21 protein-coding genes are annotated in these 21918 nt (G+C 73.2%); 15 read left to right on the forward strand and 6 right to left on the reverse strand.

What is annotated here, in order from left to right:
* Nucleotides 1–24: 24 nt before the first annotated feature.
* Nucleotides 25–738, forward strand: a complete 714-nt coding sequence (locus RBH18_RS13250) for a tetratricopeptide repeat protein (RefSeq protein WP_306207386.1) — start codon at nucleotides 25–27, stop codon at nucleotides 736–738.
* Here RBH18_RS13250 and RBH18_RS13255 read toward each other — a convergent pair.
* Entirely contained in the window at nucleotides 635–1708 is a 1074-nt protein-coding gene (locus RBH18_RS13255) for a lysylphosphatidylglycerol synthase transmembrane domain-containing protein (protein WP_306207388.1), read from the reverse strand. The genes RBH18_RS13250 and RBH18_RS13255 overlap by 104 nt on opposite strands.
* Before the next feature lie 106 nt (nucleotides 1709–1814).
* On the opposite strand from RBH18_RS13255, the gene RBH18_RS13260 reads away from it, so the two are divergent.
* The 6 genes from RBH18_RS13260 to RBH18_RS13285 all read left to right on the forward strand — a co-directional run bounded on the left by RBH18_RS13260 (nucleotide 1815) and on the right by RBH18_RS13285 (nucleotide 6525).
* A complete protein-coding gene (locus tag RBH18_RS13260) occupies nucleotides 1815–2882 on the forward strand; it encodes a PTS mannitol transporter subunit IICB (protein WP_306207390.1) in 1068 nt (355 codons plus the stop codon).
* A 1-nt stretch (nucleotide 2883) separates the two neighbouring features.
* Nucleotides 2884–3219: a PTS lactose transporter subunit IIB gene (locus RBH18_RS13265; protein ID WP_306207392.1), complete on the forward strand. Its 336-nt coding sequence runs from the start codon at nucleotides 2884–2886 to the stop codon at nucleotides 3217–3219.
* Nucleotides 3220–3221: 2 nt separating this feature from the next.
* Nucleotides 3222–3968, forward strand: coding sequence for a magnesium transporter MgtE N-terminal domain-containing protein (locus tag RBH18_RS13270; RefSeq protein WP_306207394.1), 747 nt, complete (start codon nucleotides 3222–3224; stop codon nucleotides 3966–3968).
* Nucleotides 3965–4414 (forward strand): PTS sugar transporter subunit IIA, encoded by a 450-nt coding sequence (locus RBH18_RS13275; RefSeq protein ID WP_306207396.1) that lies wholly within the window; start codon nucleotides 3965–3967, stop codon nucleotides 4412–4414. The genes RBH18_RS13270 and RBH18_RS13275 overlap by 4 nt, the downstream gene beginning before the upstream one ends.
* Entirely contained in the window at nucleotides 4411–4683 is a 273-nt protein-coding gene (locus RBH18_RS13280) for an HPr family phosphocarrier protein (protein WP_306207398.1), read from the forward strand. Before RBH18_RS13275 ends, RBH18_RS13280 begins: the two co-directional genes overlap by 4 nt.
* Before the next feature lie 225 nt (nucleotides 4684–4908).
* Nucleotides 4909–6525 carry a putative PEP-binding protein gene (locus RBH18_RS13285; protein WP_306207400.1) on the forward strand — a complete coding sequence of 539 codons (1617 nt, stop codon included), beginning with the start codon at nucleotides 4909–4911 and terminating at the stop codon, nucleotides 6523–6525.
* A 185-nt stretch (nucleotides 6526–6710) separates the two neighbouring features.
* Here RBH18_RS13285 and RBH18_RS13290 read toward each other — a convergent pair whose 3' ends face one another.
* Genes RBH18_RS13290 through RBH18_RS13300 form a run of 3 tightly spaced genes read right to left on the reverse strand, consistent with a single transcriptional unit; the run spans nucleotide 6711 to nucleotide 8557 of the window.
* Nucleotides 6711–6917 carry a tautomerase family protein gene (locus RBH18_RS13290; RefSeq protein WP_306207402.1) on the reverse strand — a complete coding sequence of 69 codons (207 nt, stop codon included), beginning with the start codon at nucleotides 6915–6917 and terminating at the stop codon, nucleotides 6711–6713.
* Between the two features lie 18 nt (nucleotides 6918–6935).
* Nucleotides 6936–7832 carry an SDR family oxidoreductase gene (locus RBH18_RS13295; RefSeq protein ID WP_306207404.1) on the reverse strand — a complete coding sequence of 299 codons (897 nt, stop codon included), beginning with the start codon at nucleotides 7830–7832 and terminating at the stop codon, nucleotides 6936–6938.
* The gene (locus tag RBH18_RS13300) at nucleotides 7832–8557 is read right to left on the reverse strand and encodes an SDR family oxidoreductase (RefSeq protein ID WP_306207405.1); all 726 of its coding nucleotides are present in this window, start codon (nucleotides 8555–8557) and stop codon (nucleotides 7832–7834) included. The genes RBH18_RS13295 and RBH18_RS13300 overlap by 1 nt, the downstream gene beginning before the upstream one ends.
* Before the next feature lie 132 nt (nucleotides 8558–8689).
* On the opposite strand from RBH18_RS13300, the gene RBH18_RS13305 reads away from it, so the two are divergent.
* Genes RBH18_RS13305 through RBH18_RS13315 form a run of 3 tightly spaced genes read left to right on the forward strand, consistent with a single transcriptional unit; the run spans nucleotide 8690 to nucleotide 11849 of the window.
* The gene (locus RBH18_RS13305) at nucleotides 8690–9397 is read left to right on the forward strand and encodes a TetR/AcrR family transcriptional regulator (RefSeq protein WP_306207406.1); all 708 of its coding nucleotides are present in this window, start codon (nucleotides 8690–8692) and stop codon (nucleotides 9395–9397) included.
* Between the two features lie 9 nt (nucleotides 9398–9406).
* Nucleotides 9407–10720: a hemolysin family protein gene (locus RBH18_RS13310; protein WP_306207407.1), complete on the forward strand. Its 1314-nt coding sequence runs from the start codon at nucleotides 9407–9409 to the stop codon at nucleotides 10718–10720.
* 10 nt (nucleotides 10721–10730) lie between these two features.
* Nucleotides 10731–11849 (forward strand): sporulation protein, encoded by a 1119-nt coding sequence (locus RBH18_RS13315; protein WP_306207409.1) that lies wholly within the window; start codon nucleotides 10731–10733, stop codon nucleotides 11847–11849.
* Nucleotides 11850–12252: 403 nt separating this feature from the next.
* Here the strand turns inward: RBH18_RS13315 and RBH18_RS13320 are convergent, their stop codons facing one another.
* Nucleotides 12253–13143: a CPBP family intramembrane glutamic endopeptidase gene (locus RBH18_RS13320; protein WP_306207412.1), complete on the reverse strand. Its 891-nt coding sequence runs from the start codon at nucleotides 13141–13143 to the stop codon at nucleotides 12253–12255.
* A 172-nt stretch (nucleotides 13144–13315) separates the two neighbouring features.
* Here RBH18_RS13320 and RBH18_RS13325 point away from each other — a divergent pair, with 172 nt between their 5' ends.
* From RBH18_RS13325 to RBH18_RS13335, 3 genes are all read left to right on the forward strand, one after another.
* On the forward strand, nucleotides 13316–14644 hold the full coding sequence (locus RBH18_RS13325; protein WP_306207414.1) for an NAD(P)/FAD-dependent oxidoreductase: 1329 nt from the start codon (nucleotides 13316–13318) through the stop codon (nucleotides 14642–14644).
* Nucleotides 14645–14851: 207 nt separating this feature from the next.
* Complete coding sequence (locus RBH18_RS13330) at nucleotides 14852–16354, forward strand: MFS transporter (RefSeq protein WP_306207416.1); 1503 nt, start codon at nucleotides 14852–14854, stop codon at nucleotides 16352–16354.
* A gap of 56 nt (nucleotides 16355–16410) precedes the next feature.
* The gene (locus RBH18_RS13335; protein WP_306207418.1) at nucleotides 16411–17283 is read left to right on the forward strand and encodes a LamG-like jellyroll fold domain-containing protein; all 873 of its coding nucleotides are present in this window, start codon (nucleotides 16411–16413) and stop codon (nucleotides 17281–17283) included.
* A 4-nt stretch (nucleotides 17284–17287) separates the two neighbouring features.
* On the opposite strand, the gene RBH18_RS13340 is transcribed toward RBH18_RS13335, so the two are convergent.
* A complete protein-coding gene (locus tag RBH18_RS13340; protein WP_306207420.1) occupies nucleotides 17288–18484 on the reverse strand; it encodes a glycoside hydrolase family 18 protein in 1197 nt (398 codons plus the stop codon).
* Nucleotides 18485–18631: 147 nt separating this feature from the next.
* Here RBH18_RS13340 and RBH18_RS13345 point away from each other — a divergent pair, with 147 nt between their 5' ends.
* Complete coding sequence (locus RBH18_RS13345; protein ID WP_306207422.1) at nucleotides 18632–20770, forward strand: alkaline phosphatase family protein; 2139 nt, start codon at nucleotides 18632–18634, stop codon at nucleotides 20768–20770.
* 16 nt (nucleotides 20771–20786) lie between these two features.
* Nucleotides 20787–21914, forward strand: coding sequence for a PQQ-binding-like beta-propeller repeat protein (locus RBH18_RS13350; protein WP_306207424.1), 1128 nt, complete (start codon nucleotides 20787–20789; stop codon nucleotides 21912–21914).
* Nucleotides 21915–21918: the final 4 nt, after the last annotated feature.

Genomic DNA, 21918 nt, shown 5'->3' on the forward strand with positions numbered 1-21918 from the left:
CTTCCGCGAGGCCGGGGAGCGCCGATGACCGACGTTCACGCAGCCATGGCGCCCGGTGGCCCGCGGATCGGGTCGCCGGGGCTGAGCACGCCCACCGAGATCGGCATCGCCCGGGCCGCCGCGCTGTTCGAGCGGGTCGATCCGGCCGCCGCCGCGCAGCACCTGGAGCCGATCCTCGCCGCCGACCCGCGGAGCGCCACCGGCTGGATCCTGCTGGCCCGCATCCGGCTGGCGCTGGACGAGGTCGACAAGGCGCTCGACGCCGCCAACCGCGCGATCGAGCTGGCGCCCGAGGACCCCCGCCCGCTCGCGATCGCGAGCCGCGCGTTCACGCTGCAGGGCCGGCACGAGGACGCCGTCACCATGGCGTACCGCGCGGTCATCGTCGAGCCGAGGAACCCGCTGTGGCACGACCGCGTGGCCTGGGCGCTGCTCGCCGCCGACCGCCAGTACGCGGACGCCGAGCAGGCCGCCCGGACCGCTGTGGGGCTGGAGCCCAACGAGGCGCACTACTACTTCACGCACGGCGTGACGCTCAACGCGCTCGGCCACACCGACCAGGCGCGCCAGGCACTGCTTGTGTCGCTGCAGCTGGAGCCGGAGAACCCCGTCGCCCAGCACCGGCTCGCGCTGCTCAACGGCGAGGCAGCCCCGGCCCCGGAGAAGAAGAAGCGGGGCTGGAAGCTGTTCGGGAAGAAGTCCGGGGATCCCGCGCGTCCGGAGGAGTTCCTGCCCTGAACCGCAGGGCCAGCCAGACCAGCCAGCCCAGCCCGATGACGAAGGCCAGGCTGATCAGCCGGTAGAGCACCACGACCGCGACCGCGGAACTCATGCCCAGGCCGCCGGCGACCAGGCCGAGGATGAGCGCGCCGTCGACCACGCCCAGCCCGCCGGGCACGATCGGCACGCTCGCCGCCGCCATGCCCGCGCAGTAGGCGATCACGAGCTGCACCGGATGGATCCCGGTCGCGTCCAGGGCGATGCAGCACATCCAGAGGCACAGGGCGTCGAGCAGCCAGTTCGCGACGGCGAGCAGGCCGGCGTATGCGAAAGAAGCGGGCCGGATCCGCACCGAGCGCAACTGGTCGATCATGCCGGTGAGGGTGGCGTGACCGGTGTCGGCGGGCCGGCGCCGCAGCCGGTTGACGCCGCGGAGCAGGGCGCGGGACGGGGTCACCAGCCACTGCGGGTGCTGGGCCACGAGCCGCACCGCGATCGCCACGACCAGCGCCCCGGCCGCGTAGCCCAGCAGCGTGTGCCAGCTGCCGGTGCTGCGCGTCAGGATGCCGAAGACCGCGCCGATGACGACCAAGGCGCCTGCCGACAGCACCCCGCTCAGGGCGATGCACCACGACGCGACCGCCGCCGAGGCGCCGAAGCCGCGCAGGTGCTTGAAGCTGTAGGCGGTCGAGAACACCGGGCCGCCGGGCAGGGTCACGCTCAGGGAGTGCGCCGCCCACGCGAGGGCCACGTGCTTCTTGATGCCCGTGTCGGTGCCGGCGCCGCGGAGCAGGGCGCGCTGCATCCGGGCGTACGTGCCCATGGACGCGACCTCGGCGACCAGGCCGCCGGCGACCCAGTTCCAGTGCGGCGTGCGCAGCTCGTGCAGCGCCCCGGTCAGCGAGTCCCAGCCCAGGACGAGCTCCACGACCAGGATCGCAACGACGGCCACGACCAGCATCGGGCCGCGCCGCCACGAGGAGGCCACCTGACCGATCGTCGCACCAGGTCACGGTGCGATGCAGACAGATAGACAACCTTGACAGCACGTGATCGGCGTCGGTACAAACACATCCACCGAAAGGAGCCGCGCCGTGGCGGAGCTGTATGCGCCCCCTGACCAGGGCGCCGGGATCAAGGCGCGAGTCCAGCGCTTCGGCGGACACCTCTCCGGCATGGTCATGCCCAACATCGCGGCGTTCATCGCGTGGGGCCTGATCACCGCCCTGTTCTTCGAGCACGGCTGGCTGCCCGACGAGCGGTTCGCCGCCCTCATCGACCCCATGTCGCACGTGCTGCTGCCGGTCCTGATCGGATACACCGGTGGCCGCATGGTGCACGGGCAGCGCGGCGCCGTGGCGGGGGCGGTCGCCACGATGGGCCTGGTCGTCGGCGCGGACACCCCCATGTTCTTCGGCGCCATGCTGGTCGGGCCGCTGGCCGCGTACCTGGTCAAGCAGGTCGACGCCCTGCTGGCCGACCGGATCCGGCCCGGCTTCGAGATGCTGGTCGACAACTTCACCGCCGGCATCACCGGTGCGGCGGTCGCCCTGGCCGGGGTGGTCGCGATCGGCCCGGTCGTGCGGATCTTCACCGACGCGGCGGGCGCCGGCGTCCGGTTCCTCGTCGAGCACAGCCTGCTGCCCGCGGCGGCGCTGCTGATCGAGCCCGCCAAGGTGCTCTTCCTCAACAACGCGGTGAACCACGGCGTGCTCGGGCCGCTGGGCATCGCCGAGGCGTCGGACAGCGGCAAGTCGATCCTGTTCATGCTGGAGACCAACCCCGGCCCCGGGCTGGGCATCCTGCTCGCCTACCTGCTCTTCGGCCCGCCGGCGCTGCGCCCGAGCGTGCCCGCCGCCACCGCCATCCAGTTCCTCGGCGGCATCCACGAGATCTACTTCCCGTACGTGCTGATGAAGCCCACGATGATCCTCGCCGCCATCGCCGGGGGCGCCGCGGGCATCGTGACGTTCATGGTGACCGGGGTGGGCCTGATCGCCACCCCCTCGCCGGGCAGCATCTTCGCCTACCTCGCCGAGACCCCGCGCGGCGACTACTTCGGGGTGCTCGCCGGGGTCGTCGTGGCCGCCGGCGTCTCGTTCGTGGTCGGCTCCCTGCTGCTCGGCTTCGGCCGGCTGACCCGCGGCGACGAGGACCTCTGAGATGGACGGCATCCCGCGCGACGGCATCCCCGGCGGCAGCATCCGCAAGGTCGTCGTGGCCTGCGACGCCGGCATGGGCAGCAGCGTCCTGCTCGCCGGGCAGCTCCGGCGCGAGCTGCGCAACCTGCCGGTGACCGTCGAGCACCACCCGGTCGCCGCCATCCCGGCCGACGCCGACGTGATCCTCTGCCAGCTCGGCCTCGCCGCCCGGGCCCGCGCCGTCGCGCCCGGCAAGGTCGTCGTCGGCTTCCGGCTCTTCCTCGGCGACCCCGCGGTGGCCCGGGTCGTCGCGGCCGTCAAGTCGGGCGGCGTCGTCCTCGGTACGCCGGGGAGCTGACCGTGCTCGGCTCCATGCCGACGGACCACGTCGTCACCATGCTCCGCGCCGCCCCGCCGCACCGGGCCGTGAACGCGCTGCTCGCCATGCCCCGCGACCGGATCGAACGGCTGCTCGGCGCGATGGACGGCCGGCTCATCGCCCGGCTGCTGACCGCCGCCGACCCCGCCCGCCGGGCCGCGCTGGCCGGGCACCTCGGCGACGCCCGGCTGGGCGGGGAGCTCGCGTTGCTGCCCCCGGCCGAGGCGGCGGCGGTGCTGGCCGTGCTCCCGGATCAGCGGGCGGTCCCGCTGCTCGGCCGGCTCGGCGCCGATCAGCTCGGCGAGGTGCTCGAGGCCATGCCCGCCGCCGCCCGGGAGCGGCTGGAGGCGGCGCTCGATCCGCAGCGCGGGCCCGAGCTGCGCCGGGTGGCGTACGAAAAACGGGTGATCGAGACCCTGCGCCGCACCGGCGCCGGCCTGCAATGGGTGCCCGGCGAGGCGGGCAGCCACCTGCTCACCCGGGCCCTGCACCGGCTCTTCGGCGTCTCGATCTGTCACGTGGAGGTGCCGGTGCTGCCGGTCATGGCGCTGGACGCCGCCCGCCAAGCGTTCGCCGGGCACGGGGTGCGCGGCCTGCTCGTGGTCACGAACGCGGGGGCCGGTGGGCACACCGTGGCGGCCGGTGGGGCACCGGCTCTGGTGGTGACCTGGAATCCCGGCGACAATGACGGCGTGCTGGGACGCTCGCTCGTGAGGCTGGCCGGATGACCACGAACGTCCGGCCGGTCCTCGAGCCGTGCGGTGTCCGCGTGCACGAGACCGCGGCAAGCCGGGAAGCCGCCGTCCACCGCTGCGCCGACGTCCTGGAGGAGATCGGCGCGGTCCATCCGTCCTATCGCGACGCGATGCTCGACCGCGAGTGGGCGATGTCCACCTATGTCGGTGAGGGCGTCGCGATCCCACACGGCCTCGACATGTCCCGGGCGCTGGTGCGGCGCGACTCGCTGGCGGTGCTGCGCTTCCCGGAAGGCGTGTCCTGGGACGGCGAGACCGTCCGGGTGTGCGTCGCGATCGCCGCCCGCGGCGACGGCCACGTGGCCCTGCTGGCGGCGCTCGGCCGGATCCTGCTCGACCCGGGCCGGGCCCGGGCCCTGCGCGAGTCCGCCGACCCGGAGGAAATCGTGGCGATGCTGCACCTGGACGACGAGCCATGATCCGGACAGTGCTGCTCGCCGGGCGGGCCGGGCTGCACCTGCGGGTCGCCGCCCGCATCGCCGAGGCCGCGGCCCGGCTGCCCACGCCGGTCACCGTGCGGACGCAGGACCGGGCCGCCGTGCCGGCCGACAGCACGCTGGCGCTGGTCAGCCTGGGTGCGCTCTGCGGGAGCGAGCTGATCCTGGAGGCGTACGGGCCATTCGCCCCGGGGGCGCTGACCGAGCTCGCCGACCTCTTCGCCACCGACCTGGACGCCGCCGATGCCTGAGCTGTTCCCGGGCGGGGCGCCGCCGATGCGTGGGCTGCTCCCGCGTGGGATGCCGTCGATGCGTGAGCTGTTCGCGGGCAGGGCGCCGTCGATGCGTGGGCTGTTCGCGGGCGGGGTGTCGTCGATGCGTGGGCTGTTCGTGGGCGGGACGCCGTCGATGCTCGGCCTGCTTGGCGGGCGGGGCGCTGCTGATGCGTGGCCGGCTTCGCGGACGGGGCGCTGCTGATGCCTGAGCTGCTTCGGGGGCTCGGGGCCAGCGGGGGCACCGCCACCGGGCCCGCCTATCGCCTCGCCGATCCGCCCCGGTTGCCCGCGCCGCGCCCGGTCACCGATCCGGACGCCGAGGTGGACCGGGCCTTCGCCGCGATCGACGCCGCCCATCTCGACATCGCGCGCCGGGCCGCCGCGGCCGCCGATCCGACCACCGCGGAGATCCTGCGCGCCCAGGCCGCCCTGGCCGCCGACCGGACCCTGCGCGACGGGGTGGCCCTGGCGGTGCGCGCGGGTCACGAGGCGCCGCATGCCGTCGCCGCCGTCCTGGCCGAGCATCGGGCGGCCCTGATCGCCGCGGGCGGGTTGCTGGCGGCCCGCACCGCCGACCTCGACGACCTGCGGGACAGGGTGATCGCCCACTGCCTCGGCCTGCGGATGCCCGCGCTGCCCGAGCCCGGCTGCCCCTACATCCTGGTCGCGGTCGACCTGGCGCCGGCCGACGCGGCGCTGCTTGACCCGGCGCGGGTGCTCGCGGTGGTCACCTCGGCGGGCAGCTTCCTCAGCCACACCGCGATCCTCGCCCGCGCCCGGGGCCTCCCGACGGTGGTGGCGTGCGGGGGAGCCCTGGACATCGCCGACGGCACGGTGATCACCGTGGACGGCACTGCCGGACGGGTCACCAGCGGTCTTGCCGAGGCTCCTGCCGACGTTCCGCGCCCGGCCGACTTCTCCTCGGCGCGGGGCAGCACGGCCGACGGGCATCCCGTGGCGCTGCTGGCCAACATCGGCGGCGCCGCGGAGCTGGCCGGCGTCGCGGTCGAGGGCGTCGGGCTCTTCCGGACCGAGCTGCTCTTCCAGCACCACGTGGACCCGCCCGGGATGGCCGAGCAGGTGGCGGCCTACGGCGAGGTCTTCGCGGCGTTGCCGGGCCGCCGGGTCGTGGTGCGCACGCTCGACGCGGGCTCCGACAAGCCGCTGCCCTTCCTGCACGACGGCGACGAGCCCAACCCCGCGCTGGGCATCCGCGGCCTGCGCGTGGCGCGGCGCCGGGGCGAGATCCTGCGTACCCAGATCGCGGCGATCGCGGCGGCGGCCCGCGACTCGGCCGCCCGCGTCGAAGTGATGGCGCCCATGGTGACCACGGTGGCGGAGGCCGCCGAGTTCGCCGCGCTGTGCCGCGACGCCGGTCTGCCCACGGTCGGCGTCATGGTCGAGGTGCCCGCCGCGGCGGTGCGCTCGGCCGAGCTCCTGGGGGCCGTCGACTTCCTCAGCGTCGGCACCAACGACCTCAGCCAGTACACCTTCGCCGCCGACCGCCGCAGCGGCGAACTGGCGGACCTGCTCAACCCCTGGCAGCCCGCCCTGCTGTCCCTGGTCGCGTTGTGCGCGGCAGCCGGGACCGCCCTGGGCCGGCCGGTCGGCGTCTGCGGCGAGGCGGCGGCCGACCCCGCCTTCGCGGTGGTGCTCGCCGGGCTGGGCATCACGAGCCTGTCCATGACGCCGGCGGCGATCCCCGAAGTACGCGCGGCACTGCGCGCATACACGCTGGACGAGTGCCGTGCCGCGGCACAGCAGGCGCTGGCCGCGGCCGACCCGGCGACCGCCCGGGCCGCCGTCACCCGAGTCTGAGCGCTCGATACCTGCCGCCCCGGCGACCGCCCGGCCCGCCGTCGCCCGGGTGTGCGCGATGTCGCAGCCGACCGCCGGGGAGACGCGGCCGTTCGTGACCGACGGGCGGGTCGGGCTGCCCAGCGACGCCTTCAACCTTGCCGATCCAGTGACCATCATGGCCGCCGTCGCTCGGATGCGAGCGGTCAGGACTTGCCGAGCATCTCGGCGGTGAGCACGGTGCCACCGAGCCCCCAGCCGCCCTCGGTGACCTCCTCGACGAGGACCAGGGTGGTGGCGCGGGCGCGTTCGCCGTACACACCGACGTAGGCATCGGTGACCGCGTCGATCAGCTTCTTCTTCGACTCCGGCGTCAGCGTGTCGGCCGGGACCTTGAGGTTGGCGAAAGGCATGGTGTCTCTCCTCGATTCTCAGAGTGCGTCGTGCTGGGGCAGCAGGTCGGCGATGCCGGCCCGGTGGTAGAACTCGTGGCGGATGCGGTCGGCGACCACCGAGACGACCTCGCTGCCGTCCTTGCTGGGGTCGACGTGGCTGCGGAAGGGGCGCTCGCCCGCGGGCAGCCCGACCACGCGCACGATCTCGTCGGCGACGCTCTGGGCCTCGCTGCCCGGCGGGACGAGCGCGGCCAGCCGGTCGCCGATGCCCGCGCGCAGCTCGCCGTAGAGCTCGTCGTAGGCGGCCTCGACCGCGCTGTCCTCCGGCGTGCCCGCGTGGGCGAAGTGGTTCGTGCCGGAGGTGAAGGCGCCGGGGACGACGATCGAGGTGTCGATGCCGAAGCGGATCAGCTCGGCGGCGTAGCTCTCGGCCAGCGCGTCCATGCCGGCCTTCGCGGCGAAGTAGGGCGCCAGGAACGGCGGGTGACCACCCCGCGTCGACGAGCTGCCGACCCAGACCAGCAGGCCGGACCGCTGCTCGCGCAGGTGCGGCAGGGCGGCCCGGTTGACTCGCTGGGCGCCCAGGACATTGACGTCGTAGACGGCGGCGAGCTGCTCGGGCGTGAAGGCCTCGGCCGGGCCGAGCACCATGTGCCCGGCGTTGTGCACGACGACGTCGAGCTGCCCGTGCGTGTTGAGCAGGCCGTGCACGGCGGCGTGGGCGGACTCCTGCGACTGCACGTCGAGCTCGGCGGCGTCGAGACTGATCCCCTCGTCGGTCGCCAGGGCGCGGAGGGCGGCGGCCGCCTCGGCGTTGCGGCCGTCGATCGCGCGCATGCCGGCGACGACGGTGTGCCCGGCGCGGGCCAGCGAGATCGCGGTGAGCCGGCCGAAGCCGCTGGACGCCCCGGTGACCAGGACGGTGGCGGGCATCAGATGATCCCTCCGTTGGCGCGGACGGTCTGGCCGTTGACCCAGTGCCCCTCGGGGCCGGCGAGGAAGGCGACGACGCGGGCCATGTCGACGGGCTCGCCGAGGCGCTCGAGCGGCGGCTGCTTCGCCATCCGGTCGATCGTCGCCTGGTCCTTGCCGTCGAGGAAGAACTCGGTGGCCGTCGGGCCGGGGGCCACGGCGTTGACGGTGATGTCCCGGCCGCGCAGCTCCCGGGCGAGCACCAGGACCATCGCCTCCACGGCGCCCTTGCTGGCCGCATAGCCGCCGTAGGTCGGCAGCTGGAGGCCGACGATCGAGGTGGAGAGGCCGATGATCGTGCCGCCGTCGCGGACCCGGCGGGCGGCCTCGCGGGCGACGACGAACGTGCCGCGGATGTTGGTGCGGTGCATCCGGTCGAGGTCGTCGAGGTCGATGTCGGCGATCGGGGACAGCTTCATGATGCCGGCCGAGTTGACCACGACATCAATCCCGCCGTACGTCTGCTCGGCCGTGTCGAACAGTGCCGCGATCTGCTGCTCGTCGGCGACGTCGGCCTGGAAGGCGACGGCCTGGCCGCCGGCGCCGGTGATCTCGTCGACCACCTCGTTGGCGGCCTTCTCGTTGCCCGCGTAGTTCACGACCACGGCGTGCCCGTCGGCGGCGAGCTTGACGGCGACGGCCCGGCCGATGCCGCGGGAGGCTCCGGTGACGATGGCGACCCTCATGACGTCCTCCTTCATGACGTTCTCCTCCTTCAGGGCGCCCTCTTGCCTTCATGACGCCCTCATCGTATCGCTGAAATTAGCGGCGATACGACGACCGTAGCACGGCTATCGGGATGGCGTAACATTGATTTTGTGACGAGGGACATTCGGGCGGAGATGATCGCGGCAGCCGAGGAGCTGCTGGTCCTCTCGCCGGACAACGACATCGCCACCCGGGCCGTCTGCGAGGCGGTCGGGGTGACGCAACCCGTGCTCTACCGGCTCTTCGGCGACAAGAACGGGCTGCTGGACGCGCTCGCCGACGACGGGCTGCGCCGCTACGCCGAGCAGAAGGCGGCCCTGCCTGAGTCCGGCGACGTGATCGAGGACCTGCGGGTCGGCTGGGACGACCACATGGACTTCGCGCTGGCCAATCCGGCGCTCTACCAGCTGATGTTCGCGCCCCGGCCGCAGTCGCACTCGGTGGCCCGGCGGCAGATCTTCGAGCTGCTCGTGGCGACCCTCGTCCGGGTGTCGGCGGCCGGCGCCCTGAAGGTCTCACCGGTGGCGGCGGCCCAGCTGATCCTGCCCGCCAATGTCGGCCTGGCACTGACCCTCATCGCGCAGCCGGCGCTCTTCGAGCATCCGGCGCTGTCCCATCGGATGCGCGACGCCGTGTTCTCCGCCGTGCTGACCTCGCCGGCGGCCGCCCCGGTGAGCGCCGGGGGCGTACCGGAGGCGGCGCAGCGGCTGCGCTCCCAGCTCGCCGTGTCGGGCACGCAGGCGCTCGAGCCGGTGGAGGCCGCCCTGCTCGACCGGTGGCTCGAGCGGCTGGGTGTCCCGGCTTCCTCCGATGGGTAATGGGGCGGGATGGGTGGATATGGCGGCCAGGTCGCCCTCGTCATCGTGCTGGTGCTGCTGAACGCCGTCTTCGCCGGCAGCGAGATGGCGCTCGTCTCGCTGCGCGACAGCCAGCTGCAGCGGCTCGAGCAGCAGAGCAGGGCCGGCGCCGTGCTGGCCCGGCTGGCCCGCGACCCCAACCGCTTCCTCGCCACCATCCAGATCGGCATCACGCTTGCCGGCTTCCTCGCCTCGGCCGCCGCGGCGGTGTCGCTCGCCCAGCCGCTCATCGGGCCGCTCGGCTTCCTCGGCGCGGCCGCCGCTCCCGCCGCGATCGTGCTGGTCACCCTCGTGCTGACGTTCCTGACGCTGGTCGTCGGCGAGCTGGCGCCGAAGCGGATCGCCATGCAGCGCGCCGAGGGCTGGGCGCTGGCCGTGGCCCGCCCGCTCGACCTGCTCGCCACGCTGACCCGGCCGGCCGTCTGGCTGCTCGGCAAGGCCAGCGACCTGATCGTCCGAATGTCGGGCGCGGATCCCGACGCGGCGCGCGAGGAGGTGACGAGCGAGGAGATCCGCGACATCGTGGCGGGGCAGGAGGACTTCACCGCCGAGCAGCGCACGATCATCAGCGGGGCGTTCGAGATCGCCGACCGTACGCTCCGGGAGATCTTCGTTCCTCGCCGCGACGTCTTCGTGCTCTCCGCCGTGCTGCGCGCCGACGACGCGCTGCGCAAGTTGATCGCGGCCGGGCACTCGCGGGCACCCGTCACCGGCCCGCTCGGCCTGGACGACGTGGTCGGCATGGTGCACCTGCGCGACCTGGTCGGTGTCGAGGGCCCGGTGCTGACCGCGGCGTCGGAAGCGCTCTTCCTCCCGCAGAGCCTCAAGATCGCGGACGCCATGCGCCAGCTGCGCCAGCAGCGCAGGCAGGTGGCGCTGGTCGTCGACGAGCACGGCGCGGTCGGCGGCATGGTCACGATGGAGGATCTCGTCGAGGAGGTTGTCGGCGAGATCTACGACGAGAGCGACCGGGACGTCGAGTCGGTGGTGCGCGAGCCGGACGGGGCGATGCTGCTGCCCGGCACCTTCCCGCTGCACAACCTGCCCGACCTCGGCGTCGAGGTCGACACGCCGGTCGGCGACTACACGACTGTGGCGGGTCTCCTGTTGTCGCGTCTCGGACACATTCCCTCGGAGCCCGGCGAGGTCGTCGCGCTGGAGCACCACACCGCCGAGGTCACGGAGGTCACCGGACGGGCGATCACCGGCGTGCGGCTCCGGTTGCTTTCAGCGGACGCTCAGCCTGAATTGCTAGCTTCTGCCGGACCTGAAAGTCCTGTGTAGGGGGATGTCCGTGGGTTTCAAGAAGATGCTGGGCGCCTTCGGGGTGGGCGGCCCGAGTGTCGACACCGTCCTGGCCGATCCGAACACGCGACCCGGTGGCGTGCTCGCGGGCCAGGTCAACCTGACCGGTGGCAACCACGACGTCGAGATCGAGCACATCACGCTCGGCCTCGTCACCCGCATCGAGGTCGAGGGCGGCAGCGGCGAGTTCGCCGCCAACGGCGAGTTCCACCGCGTGGCGGTCAGCGGGCCGCTGCGCCTGGCCGAGGGGCAGCACCTGTCGCTGCCGTTCCAGATCAGCGTGCCGTGGGAGACGCCGATCACCGCGGTCTACGGTCAGCACCTGCGCGGCATGACCATGGGCGTGCGCACCGAGGTGGCGATCGCCAAGGCCGTCGACAAGGGCGACCTCGACCCGATCGCCGTGCACCCGCTGCCGATCCAGGAGCGCATCCTGGAGGCCTTCGCCCGGCTCGGCTTCCAGTTCAAGAGCGCCGACCTCGAGCACGGCCAGATCTACGGCGTGCAGCAGACGCTGCCGTTCTACCAGGAGATCGAATACTTCCCGCCGGCGCAGTACGCGCACGGCATCAACGAGGTCGAGCTGACCTTCGTCACCAGCCCGCACGCCGTCGAGGTCGTCCTCGAATTCGACAAGCGCGGCGGCATGTTCAGCGGCGGCCACGACTCCTACGGCCGCTACACCGTCCCGCACACCGACGCCGACACGGCGGACTGGGCGCAGGTCGTCGACGGCTGGGTGCAGCAGGCCGTGAGCCACCGGCAGAGCATGCCCGGCTTCGGTGCCCCCGGGTTCGGCGCCCAGCCCGGTTACGGCGCTCCGGGCTACGGCGCCCAGCCGGGTTACGGCGCTCCCGGCTATGGCGCGCAGCCCGGCTACGGTGCGCAGCCCGGCTATGGCGCACCCGGCTACGGGCACGCGGCCTACGGCGGCGGGCACGGCGGGGGCTACCACGGCCACTACCGGCACGGCGGCCACGGGCACGGCGGTGGCATGGGCGTCGGCGGGGTCGTGGCGGGTGTCGCGGGCGGCATGGCCGCCGGCTACCTCGCGGGCGAGATGATGGAAGAGGTCTTCGAGGGGGACGACGAGGGCGGCGAGGAGTGACCTCCGCGCTCTGACCAGGGCCCTTCGGCGGTCGCGCTTCTTCGATGGCCATGCGTTCGCCAACGCCGTGCGTCTTCGGCGGCCGCGCGTCTGGGGTGCCGGCGCGATGTTGACGACTGTGCGTCCTCGAGATGCAGCGAGGCCCCGGCAAGTGCCGGGGCCTTTCGCTTTCGGGGTCTTGCTCGGTGCGGCCCTTACTCTCGTACTCTCGTGCTCTCGCGCCTTCGCCTTCGCGCCTTCGCTTCGCCTTCGCGCCTTCGGTTCGCCTTCGTTTTCGCCCTCGCGTCTTTGCTTTGCCTTCGTTTTCGCCTTTGAGCTCGTCGTGGCCTTAGGGGCGGGAGCGGCGGGGCGCGAGCGGGAATTCGGGCGGGTGCGGGGCGGCGACCGGTCGGCGGCTTGGCGGTCAGGCGGACTTGCGGCGCAGGCGGAGGGTGCCGGAGCGGAAGTTCCCCTTGCGGGCGGCCATGCGGAGCATGATCACCGTGGGGACGGCGCAGACCAGGAGGGCGACCAGGCTGGCCTCGGGGCCGAAGCCGCCGCCGGACAGCACCGACGGGCCGGAGAGCTGGAAGTGGAAGAGGCTGTCGGTCTGCTCGGTGCCCGAGGTGGCCGTACCGAAGAAGCCGGCCTGCACGAAGTTCCAGCCGAAGTGGATGCCGATCGGCAGCCAGAGCGAGCGGGTCAGGACATAGGCGGCGGCCACCATCGTGCCGCCCTCGATGGCGATCGCCAGGGTGCCCCACACCGTGGCGCCCGGGTTGAACAGGTGGGTCAGGCCGAAGAGGATCGAGGAGACCACCAGGGCGACGACGCTGCCGGCCCGCTCCTCGAGGATGCGGAAGATGATGCCCCGGAAGAGGATCTCCTCGTTGACCGCGACGCTGGTCATGATGCCGAGGGTGATCAGCAGGCCGCCGATGCTGCCGCCGCCGACGTGCTCCCAGCCGCCGAACATCCCGATGAGCAGCATCGTGGCCGTGAAGGCGAGCCCGCCGACCGTGGCGCCGCGGCGGAGGTTCTTCCAGCGGTCGGTCGTCGTGATTTCGGCGACGTCCTCGCGACCCTCGACCTTGCGGACCAGCCACTTGTACGCGAAGACCGCGGCGACCGCGAGGGCCGGGCCGATCAGCAGGCCGGTGAAGGCGTTGAGGCCGGTCAGGCCGTCCAGGGCCCGGGCGGCGACGAGGACCACGGCCATGCCCGCGATCAGCACCGGGACCCGGAAGCGCCGGAGCCGCTGCTGCGTGAGGGAGAGGGTGGCCGGGGAGGCGGTGTGCTGCGTGGTGTTTTCCATGGACAGAACGCTATGGAAATCGGACGCTCGCCCCATCCCGCTGCGGAGGACACTTGCCGGTAGCTCGCACGGGGGACACCAGGAGCGAGTCGTGACGCGGGAGACAACGGCCGCGTGGTTCGGTTAGCGTCGAGCGGGCATGGTCTCAGTCGCGTCGACGGAAGGACCACGGATGGCTCGCCCTCGGATCGTCATCGTCGGCGCGGGTTTCGCCGGCTTCGAGACAGCACGTACGCTCAGCCGGCTCGCCCGCGGCGGCGCCGACATCGTGCTGCTCAACCCCACCGACTACTTCCTCTACCTGCCGCTGCTGCCGGAGGTCGCCGCCGGGATCCTGGAGCCGAGGCGGGTGTCGGTGTCACTGGCCGGCGCGCTGCCCGACGTGCAGGTGATCCTCGGCGAGGCGGACGGCTTCGACTTCTCCGAGCGCCGGGTGTCCTACGTCGACCCGGACGGCGAGAAGCGCAGCCTCGGCTACCACCGGCTGGTGATCGCGGCGGGCAGTGTCAACAAGCTGCTGCCCGTGCCCGGCGTCACCGAGAACGCGCACGGGTTCCGGGGCATCCCCGAGGCGCTCTACCTGCGGGATCACATCACCCGGCAGATCGAGATGGCCGACACGGCGACCAGTCCCGCGGAGCAGGCGGCCCGGACCACCTTCGTCGTGGTGGGCGCGGGTTACACCGGCACCGAGGTGGCGGCGCAGGGCGTGTTGTTCACCGAGCAGCTGACCCGGCACCGGCCGCAGCTGCGCGGGCTGCCCCGATGGCTGCTGATCGACACCGCCGAGCGGGTGCTGCCGTCGCTCGACCAGCGGCTCGCTTCGGCGGCGGACGACGTGCTGCGCCGGCGGGGCATCGAGGTGCTGCTGCGTACGTCGGTCAAGGAGGCCGGCAGCGAGGGAGTGCGGCTGAGCAACGGCGAGTTCGTGCCGACCCGATCATTGATCTGGTGCGTCGGCGTACGCCCGGACCCGCTGGTCGCCGACATCGGCCTCGAGGTGAAGCAGGGCCGGCTGGTCGTCGACGAGTTCCTCAACGTGCCCGGGCTGCCCGACGTCTACGCGGCCGGCGACGCGGCGGCCGTGCCCGACCTGACCCGGCCCGGCGAGATCACGGGCATGACCGCGCAGCACGCCACGCGGCAGGGCAAGACCGTGGCGCACAACATCGCCGCCTCGTACGGGCAGGGGCGCCGGCGGCCGTACAAGCATCATGACCTGGGCTTCGTCGTGGACCTGGGCGGGCTCGACTCGGCGGCGAACCCGGTGGGCGTCCCGCTGAAGGGCCTGCCGGCCAAGGTGGTGACCCGCGGCTACCACCTGCTGTCCATGCCGGGCAACCGGGTCCGGGTGGCGGCCGACTGGCTGCTCGACGCCGTGCTGCCCCGGCAGGGGGTGCAGCTCGGGCTCGTGCCGCCGACGGCCGTGCCGCTGGACAGCGCCGTCCCCGGCAAGCCGCTGGACAGCGACATGCCGGGCACAGCGGGTGGCGCCGACTGACCGCGCCCCCGAGAAGGCAGCGACGTGCCGGGCACAGCGGGTGGCGCCGGCTGACCCGGCCCCGAGGAGAGCGGCCGACGGTAAACCGGAATTCCGACACTGCGAGCACCGTCTCATTTCGCCTCGTCAAGGCGCAATTGGCCATGATCGGAACCTACGATCGCGGTCCGGGGGTCCGACGCCTCCGGACCCGTCGGAAGGACCGTCATGTCCGCTGCTCCCGCAGCCGCCGAGCACTCCGCGCCCGGCAGCCCTCATCCACGCCGCTGGGCCGCGCTCGGCGTGATCGCGATCTCCCAGCTCATGGTGGTGCTCGACGCGACCATCGTGAACATCGCCCTGCCCAGCGCCCGCGAGGACCTGGGCATCACCGAGGCCGACCAGCAGTGGGTGGTCACGGCGTACACGCTGGCCTTCGGCGGGTTGCTGCTGCTCGGCGGCCGGATCGCCGACTACTGGGGCCGTAAGCGGACCTTCCTGGTCGGTGCGGTGGGCTTCGCCGCGGCGTCGGCGCTGGGCGGCCTGGCGACCACCGGGCCGATGCTCTTCGGGGCGCGTGCGTTGCAGGGTGCCTTCGGGGCGCTGCTCGCCCCCGCGTCGCTGGCCCTGCTCACGGTGCTGTTCACCGAGGCGCGGGAGCGGGCCAAGGCCTTCGCGGTGTACGGCGCGATCGCCGGCGGCGGCTCGGCGGTCGGCCTGCTGCTCGGCGGGGTGCTCACGGAGTACGCGAACTGGCGCTGGTGCCTGCTGGTCAACATCCCGATCGCGCTGGTCGCCCTGGCCCTCGCCGTCCCGGTGGTGCCGGAGAGCCGGGCGGACGGCGACACCTCCTACGACGTGCCCGGTGCCGTGGTCGTGACGCTCGGCCTCGCGTCCCTGGTCTACGGCTTCACCGAGGCCGCCAAGGAGGGCAAGGGCTGGGATTCGGGCACCACGTGGGGCTTCATCGCGGCGGGCATCGTGCTGCTGGTCATCTTCGTGCTGGTCGAGCGGCGCACCCGGAACCCGCTGCTGCCGTTGCGGATCGTGCTGGACCGCAACCGCGGGGGCGCGTACCTGACGTCCATGCTGGTCGGCGCGGGGCTGTTCGGCGCCTTCCTGTTCCTGGCGCTCTATCTGCAGGGTGTGCTCGGCTACACCCCGCTGCACACCGGCTTCGCGTCGCTGCCGGTGACGCTCGGCGTGCTCGTCTCGGCCACCGCCGCGTCGAACCTGCTGCCCCGGATCGGCCCCAAGCCGCTCATGATCATCGGGCCGGTGCTGGCCGCGGCGGGCATGTTCTGGCTGCGCTTCATCGACCTCGACACGTCGTTCTGGACCCACCTCTTCCCCGCGCAGATTCTGCTCGGCCTCGGCCTGGGCTTCACGTTCGTCCCGCTGTCGAGCCTCGCCCTGGTCGGCGTCCCCGGCCACGACGCGGGCGCGGCGAGCGCGGCGCTCAACGCGACGCAGCAGGTCGGCGGCTCGCTGGGCACCGCGCTGCTCAACACGATCGCGACCAGCGCCATCACGGCGTACCTCGCGGCGCACCCGCCCGCGAGCCCGCAGGACGGTCAGCGGGCCGGCCTGCTCGGCCAGATCGAAGGCTACTCCGACGCCTTCACCTGGGCCGCCGTCATCATCCTGGTCGCGGCGGTCATCGCGGCCGTCATGATCCGCGTACGCAAGGAGGAGCTGAGCCCCGCCGACGGCCCCGCCCACATCGGCTGACCGGCGTCCCCCCACGGGAATGCGTAAAAAGCACCCCAGTGGTCAATAATTCGGACATGACCACTCGCCGTGTTCTCGCGTCCGCCGCTCTGACCGGGCTGCTGTGTGCGCCGACCGCCCCCGCCGCGGCGGCCACCAGCACCCGGGCACAGTGGCAGGCCGCCCCGGCCGTCAGCGTCCGGGCACAGTGGCAGGCTGCCCGGGACACCGGCGCCCGGGTGCAGGCGCTGACCGCTCAAGCCGTCGCGGCAGCTGAGCTGGCCCACGCCGCGGTCTCCCGGGCGACCGCCGGCCTGCTGGTCGCGCAGTTCCGCTTCGACGGCGGCCGCGCGACCGGCATCGCCGACGAGTCCGGGCGCGGGCACACGCTGCGGCTGGTGGCCGGCAACGGCGGCGTGGTCCGCGCGGTGCCGCACAACCGTGGCCAGGCGCTGCGCTTCCCCCCGAAGTGCACGGGCAAGCCGCGCACCTGCGCCCACGCCGCACTGCAGAGCCCGAGCACGGCCGCGCTCAACCCCGGCACGCGCGACATCGCGTACGGCGCCTCGGTCCTGCTGCCCCGCGACCAGACCACCAAGGGCCAGAACGTCGTGCAAAAGGGCTACTCCACCAGCACCAGCCAGTGGAAGCTGCAGGTCGACGGCGCCGCCGGCCGGCCGAGCTGCGTCCTCGTCGGAGCCCGGCCGGGGATAAAGATCGTCCGCAGCACGGTCTCGGTCGCCGACGGCCACTGGCACGACATCGAGTGCCGCCGCCGGGGCACCGCCCTCACCGTCCTGGTCGACGGCGCGGTGCGCGGCAACCGCCCGATCGCGGCGACCCTGTCCATCACCAACAACCGGCCGCTGAGCGTGGGCGGCAAGGGCTCCTACGCCGACAACGACCAGTTCCACGGCACGGTCGACGACGTCTGGGTCCGGATCGGCTGAGCCGCTAACCGAGCCCGTCGGCCATGGCGCCGAGGAGCCGGGAGTCGTCGGTGTCGCCGGAGAGCTCCCAGGCGAACGCGCCGCCCAGGGCCTTGCTCCGGACGTACGCCATCTTGGTCTTGATCGTGTCCGGGGTGTCGTAGCTCCACCACTGGCCGCGGCAGTAGGCGTAGGCGGTCCCGCCGACGGTGCCGGTCGGCGGGCAGGTGCGCGCCAGGACGCCGTAGTCCTCCATGCCCCGCTCATAGCTGCCCGGCGCCGGGCCCGTCCCCTTGCCGCCCGGGTCCGGCGTGCCGACGCCGGTCCAGCCGCGGCCGTAGAAGCCGATGCCCAGCAGGATCTTGCCGGCGGGGATGCCGAGGTCGAGGAGCTTCTGGACGGCCGCCTCGGTGGTCGCCGTCTCGCGGGGGATGCCCGGGTACGCGGTCAGCGGCGAGTGCGGCGCCGTCGGGCCGGGCGTGTCGCCGGTGCCGAAGAAGTCGTACGTCATCGCGTTGAGCCAGTCGGTCTGTGCCGCGACGTCGGCGTAGTCGCTGGCGCCCAGCTTGCCCGTGTCGGCGGGGACGGCGGCGGTGACCAGGGCGTCCGGGCCCAGCTCGCGGCGCAGGTCGGTGACCAGGCCGGTGAGGGCGTCGGGTCCGCTGGTGTCGCAGCTCAGGCCGCAGGCGTTCGGGTACTCCCAGTCGATGTCGACGCCGTCGAAGACGCCGGCCCAGCGCGGGTCCCGGATCAGCTTGGCGCACGACTCGGCGAACGCGGCCGGGTTCTTCGCCGCCTCGGTGAAGCCGCCGGAGCCGGTCCAGCCGCCGAACGACCACAGCACCTTCAGGGCCGGATGACGGGCCTTGAGCTTGCGGAGCTGTCCGAAGTTGCCGCGCAGGCCCTCTTTCGGCCGGTCGGCGACGCCGTCCACGCTGTCGCCGGCCGCCACGGGGCGCTGGTAGTCGGCCCACGCGTCGCTGGTGGTGCACTTGCCGTCGGTGACTTTGCCGAAGGCGTACAGCAGGTGGGTCAGCTTGCCGGCGGGGACGTCCCCGACCTGGAAGTTGCGGCCGTAGACGCCCCAGTCGGTGAAGTAGCCCACGACCTTGGGCGCAGCGGCCGGCGCCGGCTCAAGCGACGGCGACGGCGACGGTGACGGCGGCGATGAGCAGCCGGCCAGGACGAGCAGCAGTGTGACGACAACGGGTACGACCCGCATGCGGGCCTCCCCATCCCTCGCAGAGCCCCGACCGTATCGCGGCGCGGTGCCGGAAAACTCCTCTGTCATCCGATCGGGTGGGCCGCCGGAACGTGTCGTTGGTGACGTGGGAAGCGGGGACGCCCGCAGCTGTGCGATCGTTTTCCGGTGGCCGTACAACCGGAGAGCAGTCGCAGGGACGATCTGCGCGCGCTGCTCGCCTGGCCGCGCGTGCTCGACCGGCTCAAGGCCGTGCTGCGCAACGGCATCATCACCTTCGTCGTCCTGAGCATCACCCTGTGGCTGATGCCGGGGGTCCGCAGCACCGACGTCATCGACACGATGGGGCTCGTGGTCCTGGTCGCCGTCGTGGGCGCGGTGCTGCGGCCGCTGCTGCTCTTCGGCGTGACCGCGCTCGGCGGCTGGGGCGCGATGCTGCTCGGCGTCGTCGCCCAGATCGCGGTCATGGCGGTCGCCCTCGAGCTGGACCCCTCCAAGCGGCTCAGCGGCTGGCCGACCGTCGGGGTCGCCGCCCTGGTCGCCGTGGTCGGCGCCGCGATCCTGGACTGGATGGTCGACAGCGGCACCGAGGACACGTTCCTCAAGGAGGCCCGCCGGCTCATGCGCGCCATCCGCCGGCGCCAGGCCCGGCAGGCCGGCGGCCGGTTCCTGGCCCTGCACCGGCCCGCGATGGGCACCGAGCCGGGTCTGCTCATGGTCCAGCTCGACGGGGTCAGCGAGCCGGTGCTGCGCTGGGCGGTCCGCGCCGGCAACCTGCCGACTCTCGGCCGTTGGCTCCGCTCCGGTACGCACACCATGCGCGGCTGGCACACCGGCCTCCCGTCCACGACCCCCGCATCGCAGGCGGGCATCCTGCACGGCGCCTCCCGGCAGATCCCGGGCTTCCGGTGGTTCGAGAAGGACACCGGCAAGCTGATGGTCTCCAACCGCCCCCGCGACGCCGCTGTGATCCAGCCCCGCCTCTCCGACGGCCGGGGCCTGCTGCGCGACGACGGCGTGAGCATCGGCAACGCCTTCTCCGGCGACGCCACGACCTGCCTGCTCACGGTCAGTCATGCCGCCTTGCCGGGCCGGTCCGCCCGGGGCTGGGCGGCGTTCATGGCCAGCCCGTTCGGCTTCACCCGCGCCCTGGTGCTGGGCGTGGGCGAGGTGGCCGTCGAGCTCTATCAGGCCCGGCTCCAGCGGCGCCGCAACCTGCAGCCGCGGGTCAGCCGCTCCGGCGCCTTCCTCGCCCTGCGCCCGGCCTCGATGCTGCTGCGCGACGTCAACGTGTCGCTGATCGCCGAGCAGATGGCCCGGGGCGCCCCGGCGATCTACTGCGACCTGGTCGACTACGACGAGGTGGCGCATCACGCGGGCCCCGCGCGCCCGGAGTCGATGCGGCAGCTGGAAAGCCTCGACCGGATGCTCGGCGTGCTGGAGAAGCTGCGCCGCGAGGCCGCCCGGTCGTACCAGATCGTGATCGTGTCGGACCACGGGCAGAGCCAGGGTGCGACCTTCCGGCAGCGGCACGGCGAGACCCTCGACGAGGCGGTCGAGCGCTTCTCGGCGCCCGACCCGGCCGACGCGCCCACCGCCCCGGCCGAGGACGAGGCGAAGCGCGAGCCCGACTTCCCGCCCTCCCCGGTGGCGCCGCTGCTGGTCGTCTCGTCGGGCAACCTCGCGCTCGTCTATCTGACCCGCTATCCGGAGCGGCTCACCAAGGACCGCATCGACCGCGTCTACCCGCAGCTGATCTCGGGGCTCGCCGGGCACCCGGGCATCGGCATCGTCGTGGTGGACGAGGCGGACGGTCCCGTGGCGTACGGGCCGGCGGGCAGCCACCGGCTCACGGACGGCACCGTCGAGGGCATCGACCCGCTGCTGCCGTACGGGCCGCACGCCCGCGCCGACCTGCTGCGCCACCAGCAGTCGGAGCACATCCCCGACCTGGTGCTGATCAGCAGCGTGGACCCGGTGACCAGCGAGGTCGCCGCGTTCGAGGAGCTGGTCGGCTCGCACGGCGGGCTCGGCGGCTGGCAGACCGACGCGATGCTGGTGCACCCGGCGGAGTGGCAGATCAGCCAGGGCGAGCTGATCGGCCCGGACGCCGTCCACCGGCAGCTGGTCGACTGGCTGGTGATGCTCGGCCTGCGCGACCGGGACCTCGCCGGCCAGGTGACGGCGGGCACCCGCCTGCGGCCCCCGGCCGAGCCGGTCCCGGCGGCGGAGAAAACGTCAGTGAGGGATAAAGCACAGGAAACGGACAGTGCGGCGGCGCGACTTTCGCCGTCCCGCGATGGTTGACTGATATGTGCGTTTCATGCCTCTCGCGCGTCGGCTGCTGCTGACGGCCGTCGCCGCCACGCTCACCGTTGCCGCCGGCGCGGCCCCGGCCCGTGCGATCACGACCGGCCCGGCCCGGGCGCCCCAGTTCAACGGTCCCGTGTACGCGATCGCGTACCGAGGGGACACCGTCTACGTCGGCGGCGCCTTCACCAGCGCCGAGTCGGGCGGCCGCAGCTACTCGCGGTCCCGGCTCGCGGCCTTCGACGCGTCGTCCGGCGCCCTGCTCGACTGGGCCCCGGCGGCGGACAGCACGGTACGAGCCCTCGCCGTCAGCGGCTCGTCCGTCTACGCCGGCGGCTCGTTCCGCCGGGTCTCCGGCTGGATCCGCGACAACCTGGTGCGCCTCGACGCGTCCTCCGGTGCCGTGGGCTCCTTCTCGCATCAGGTGACGGGTGCGCCGTACTCCATGGTGGTGGGCAACGGCCGCCTGTACGTCGGCGGCAGCTTCGAGGAGATCGACGGCTCCGCCCGTGGCAACCTGGCCGCCTTCTCCCTGTCGTCCGGCGCCCTGGACTCCCGGTGGCGCCCGGCCGCGGACGACTCCGTGCACGCCCTGGCCCTGGCCGGCGCCCGGGTCTACGCCGGCGGCGGCTTCCACAAGGTCGGCGGCGTCCCCGGCACGCTGCGCCTCGCGGCGATCTCGGCCTCCTCGGGCGCCGTCGACCGCGGGTTCACGCCCAAGCCGGACTCGCAGGTCAACTCCATCGCCGTCGACGGCGGCACCGTGTACGCGGCGACAGGCGGCCAGGGCGGACGCGCGCTCGCCTACACCACGGCCGGCAGGCTGAAGTGGCAGCGCGTCTTCGACGGGGACGCGGTCGCCATCGCCACGCTGGGCGGCAGCGTCTACGTCGGCGGGCACTTCGACAAGATCTGCCGCTCCGCCCGTAACGGCTCGCAGGGCGCCTGCCTCGACGGCTCGTACTCGCGGGTGAAGCTGGCCTCGCTCACCGGCGCCGGCGCCCTCACCTCGTGGGCGCCGCAGGCCAACGGCGTGATCGGCGTCCGCACGCTGGTGGCGCACGGCGGCGCGATGAGCGCGGGCGGCGACTTCACCGCGATCGGCGGCCAGATCCGCAAGCGTTTCGCCACGTTCCGCTGAGCCT

It is taken from the genome of Actinoplanes oryzae, from assembly GCF_030757795.1.
GTDB lineage: Bacteria > Actinomycetota > Actinomycetes > Mycobacteriales > Micromonosporaceae > Actinoplanes.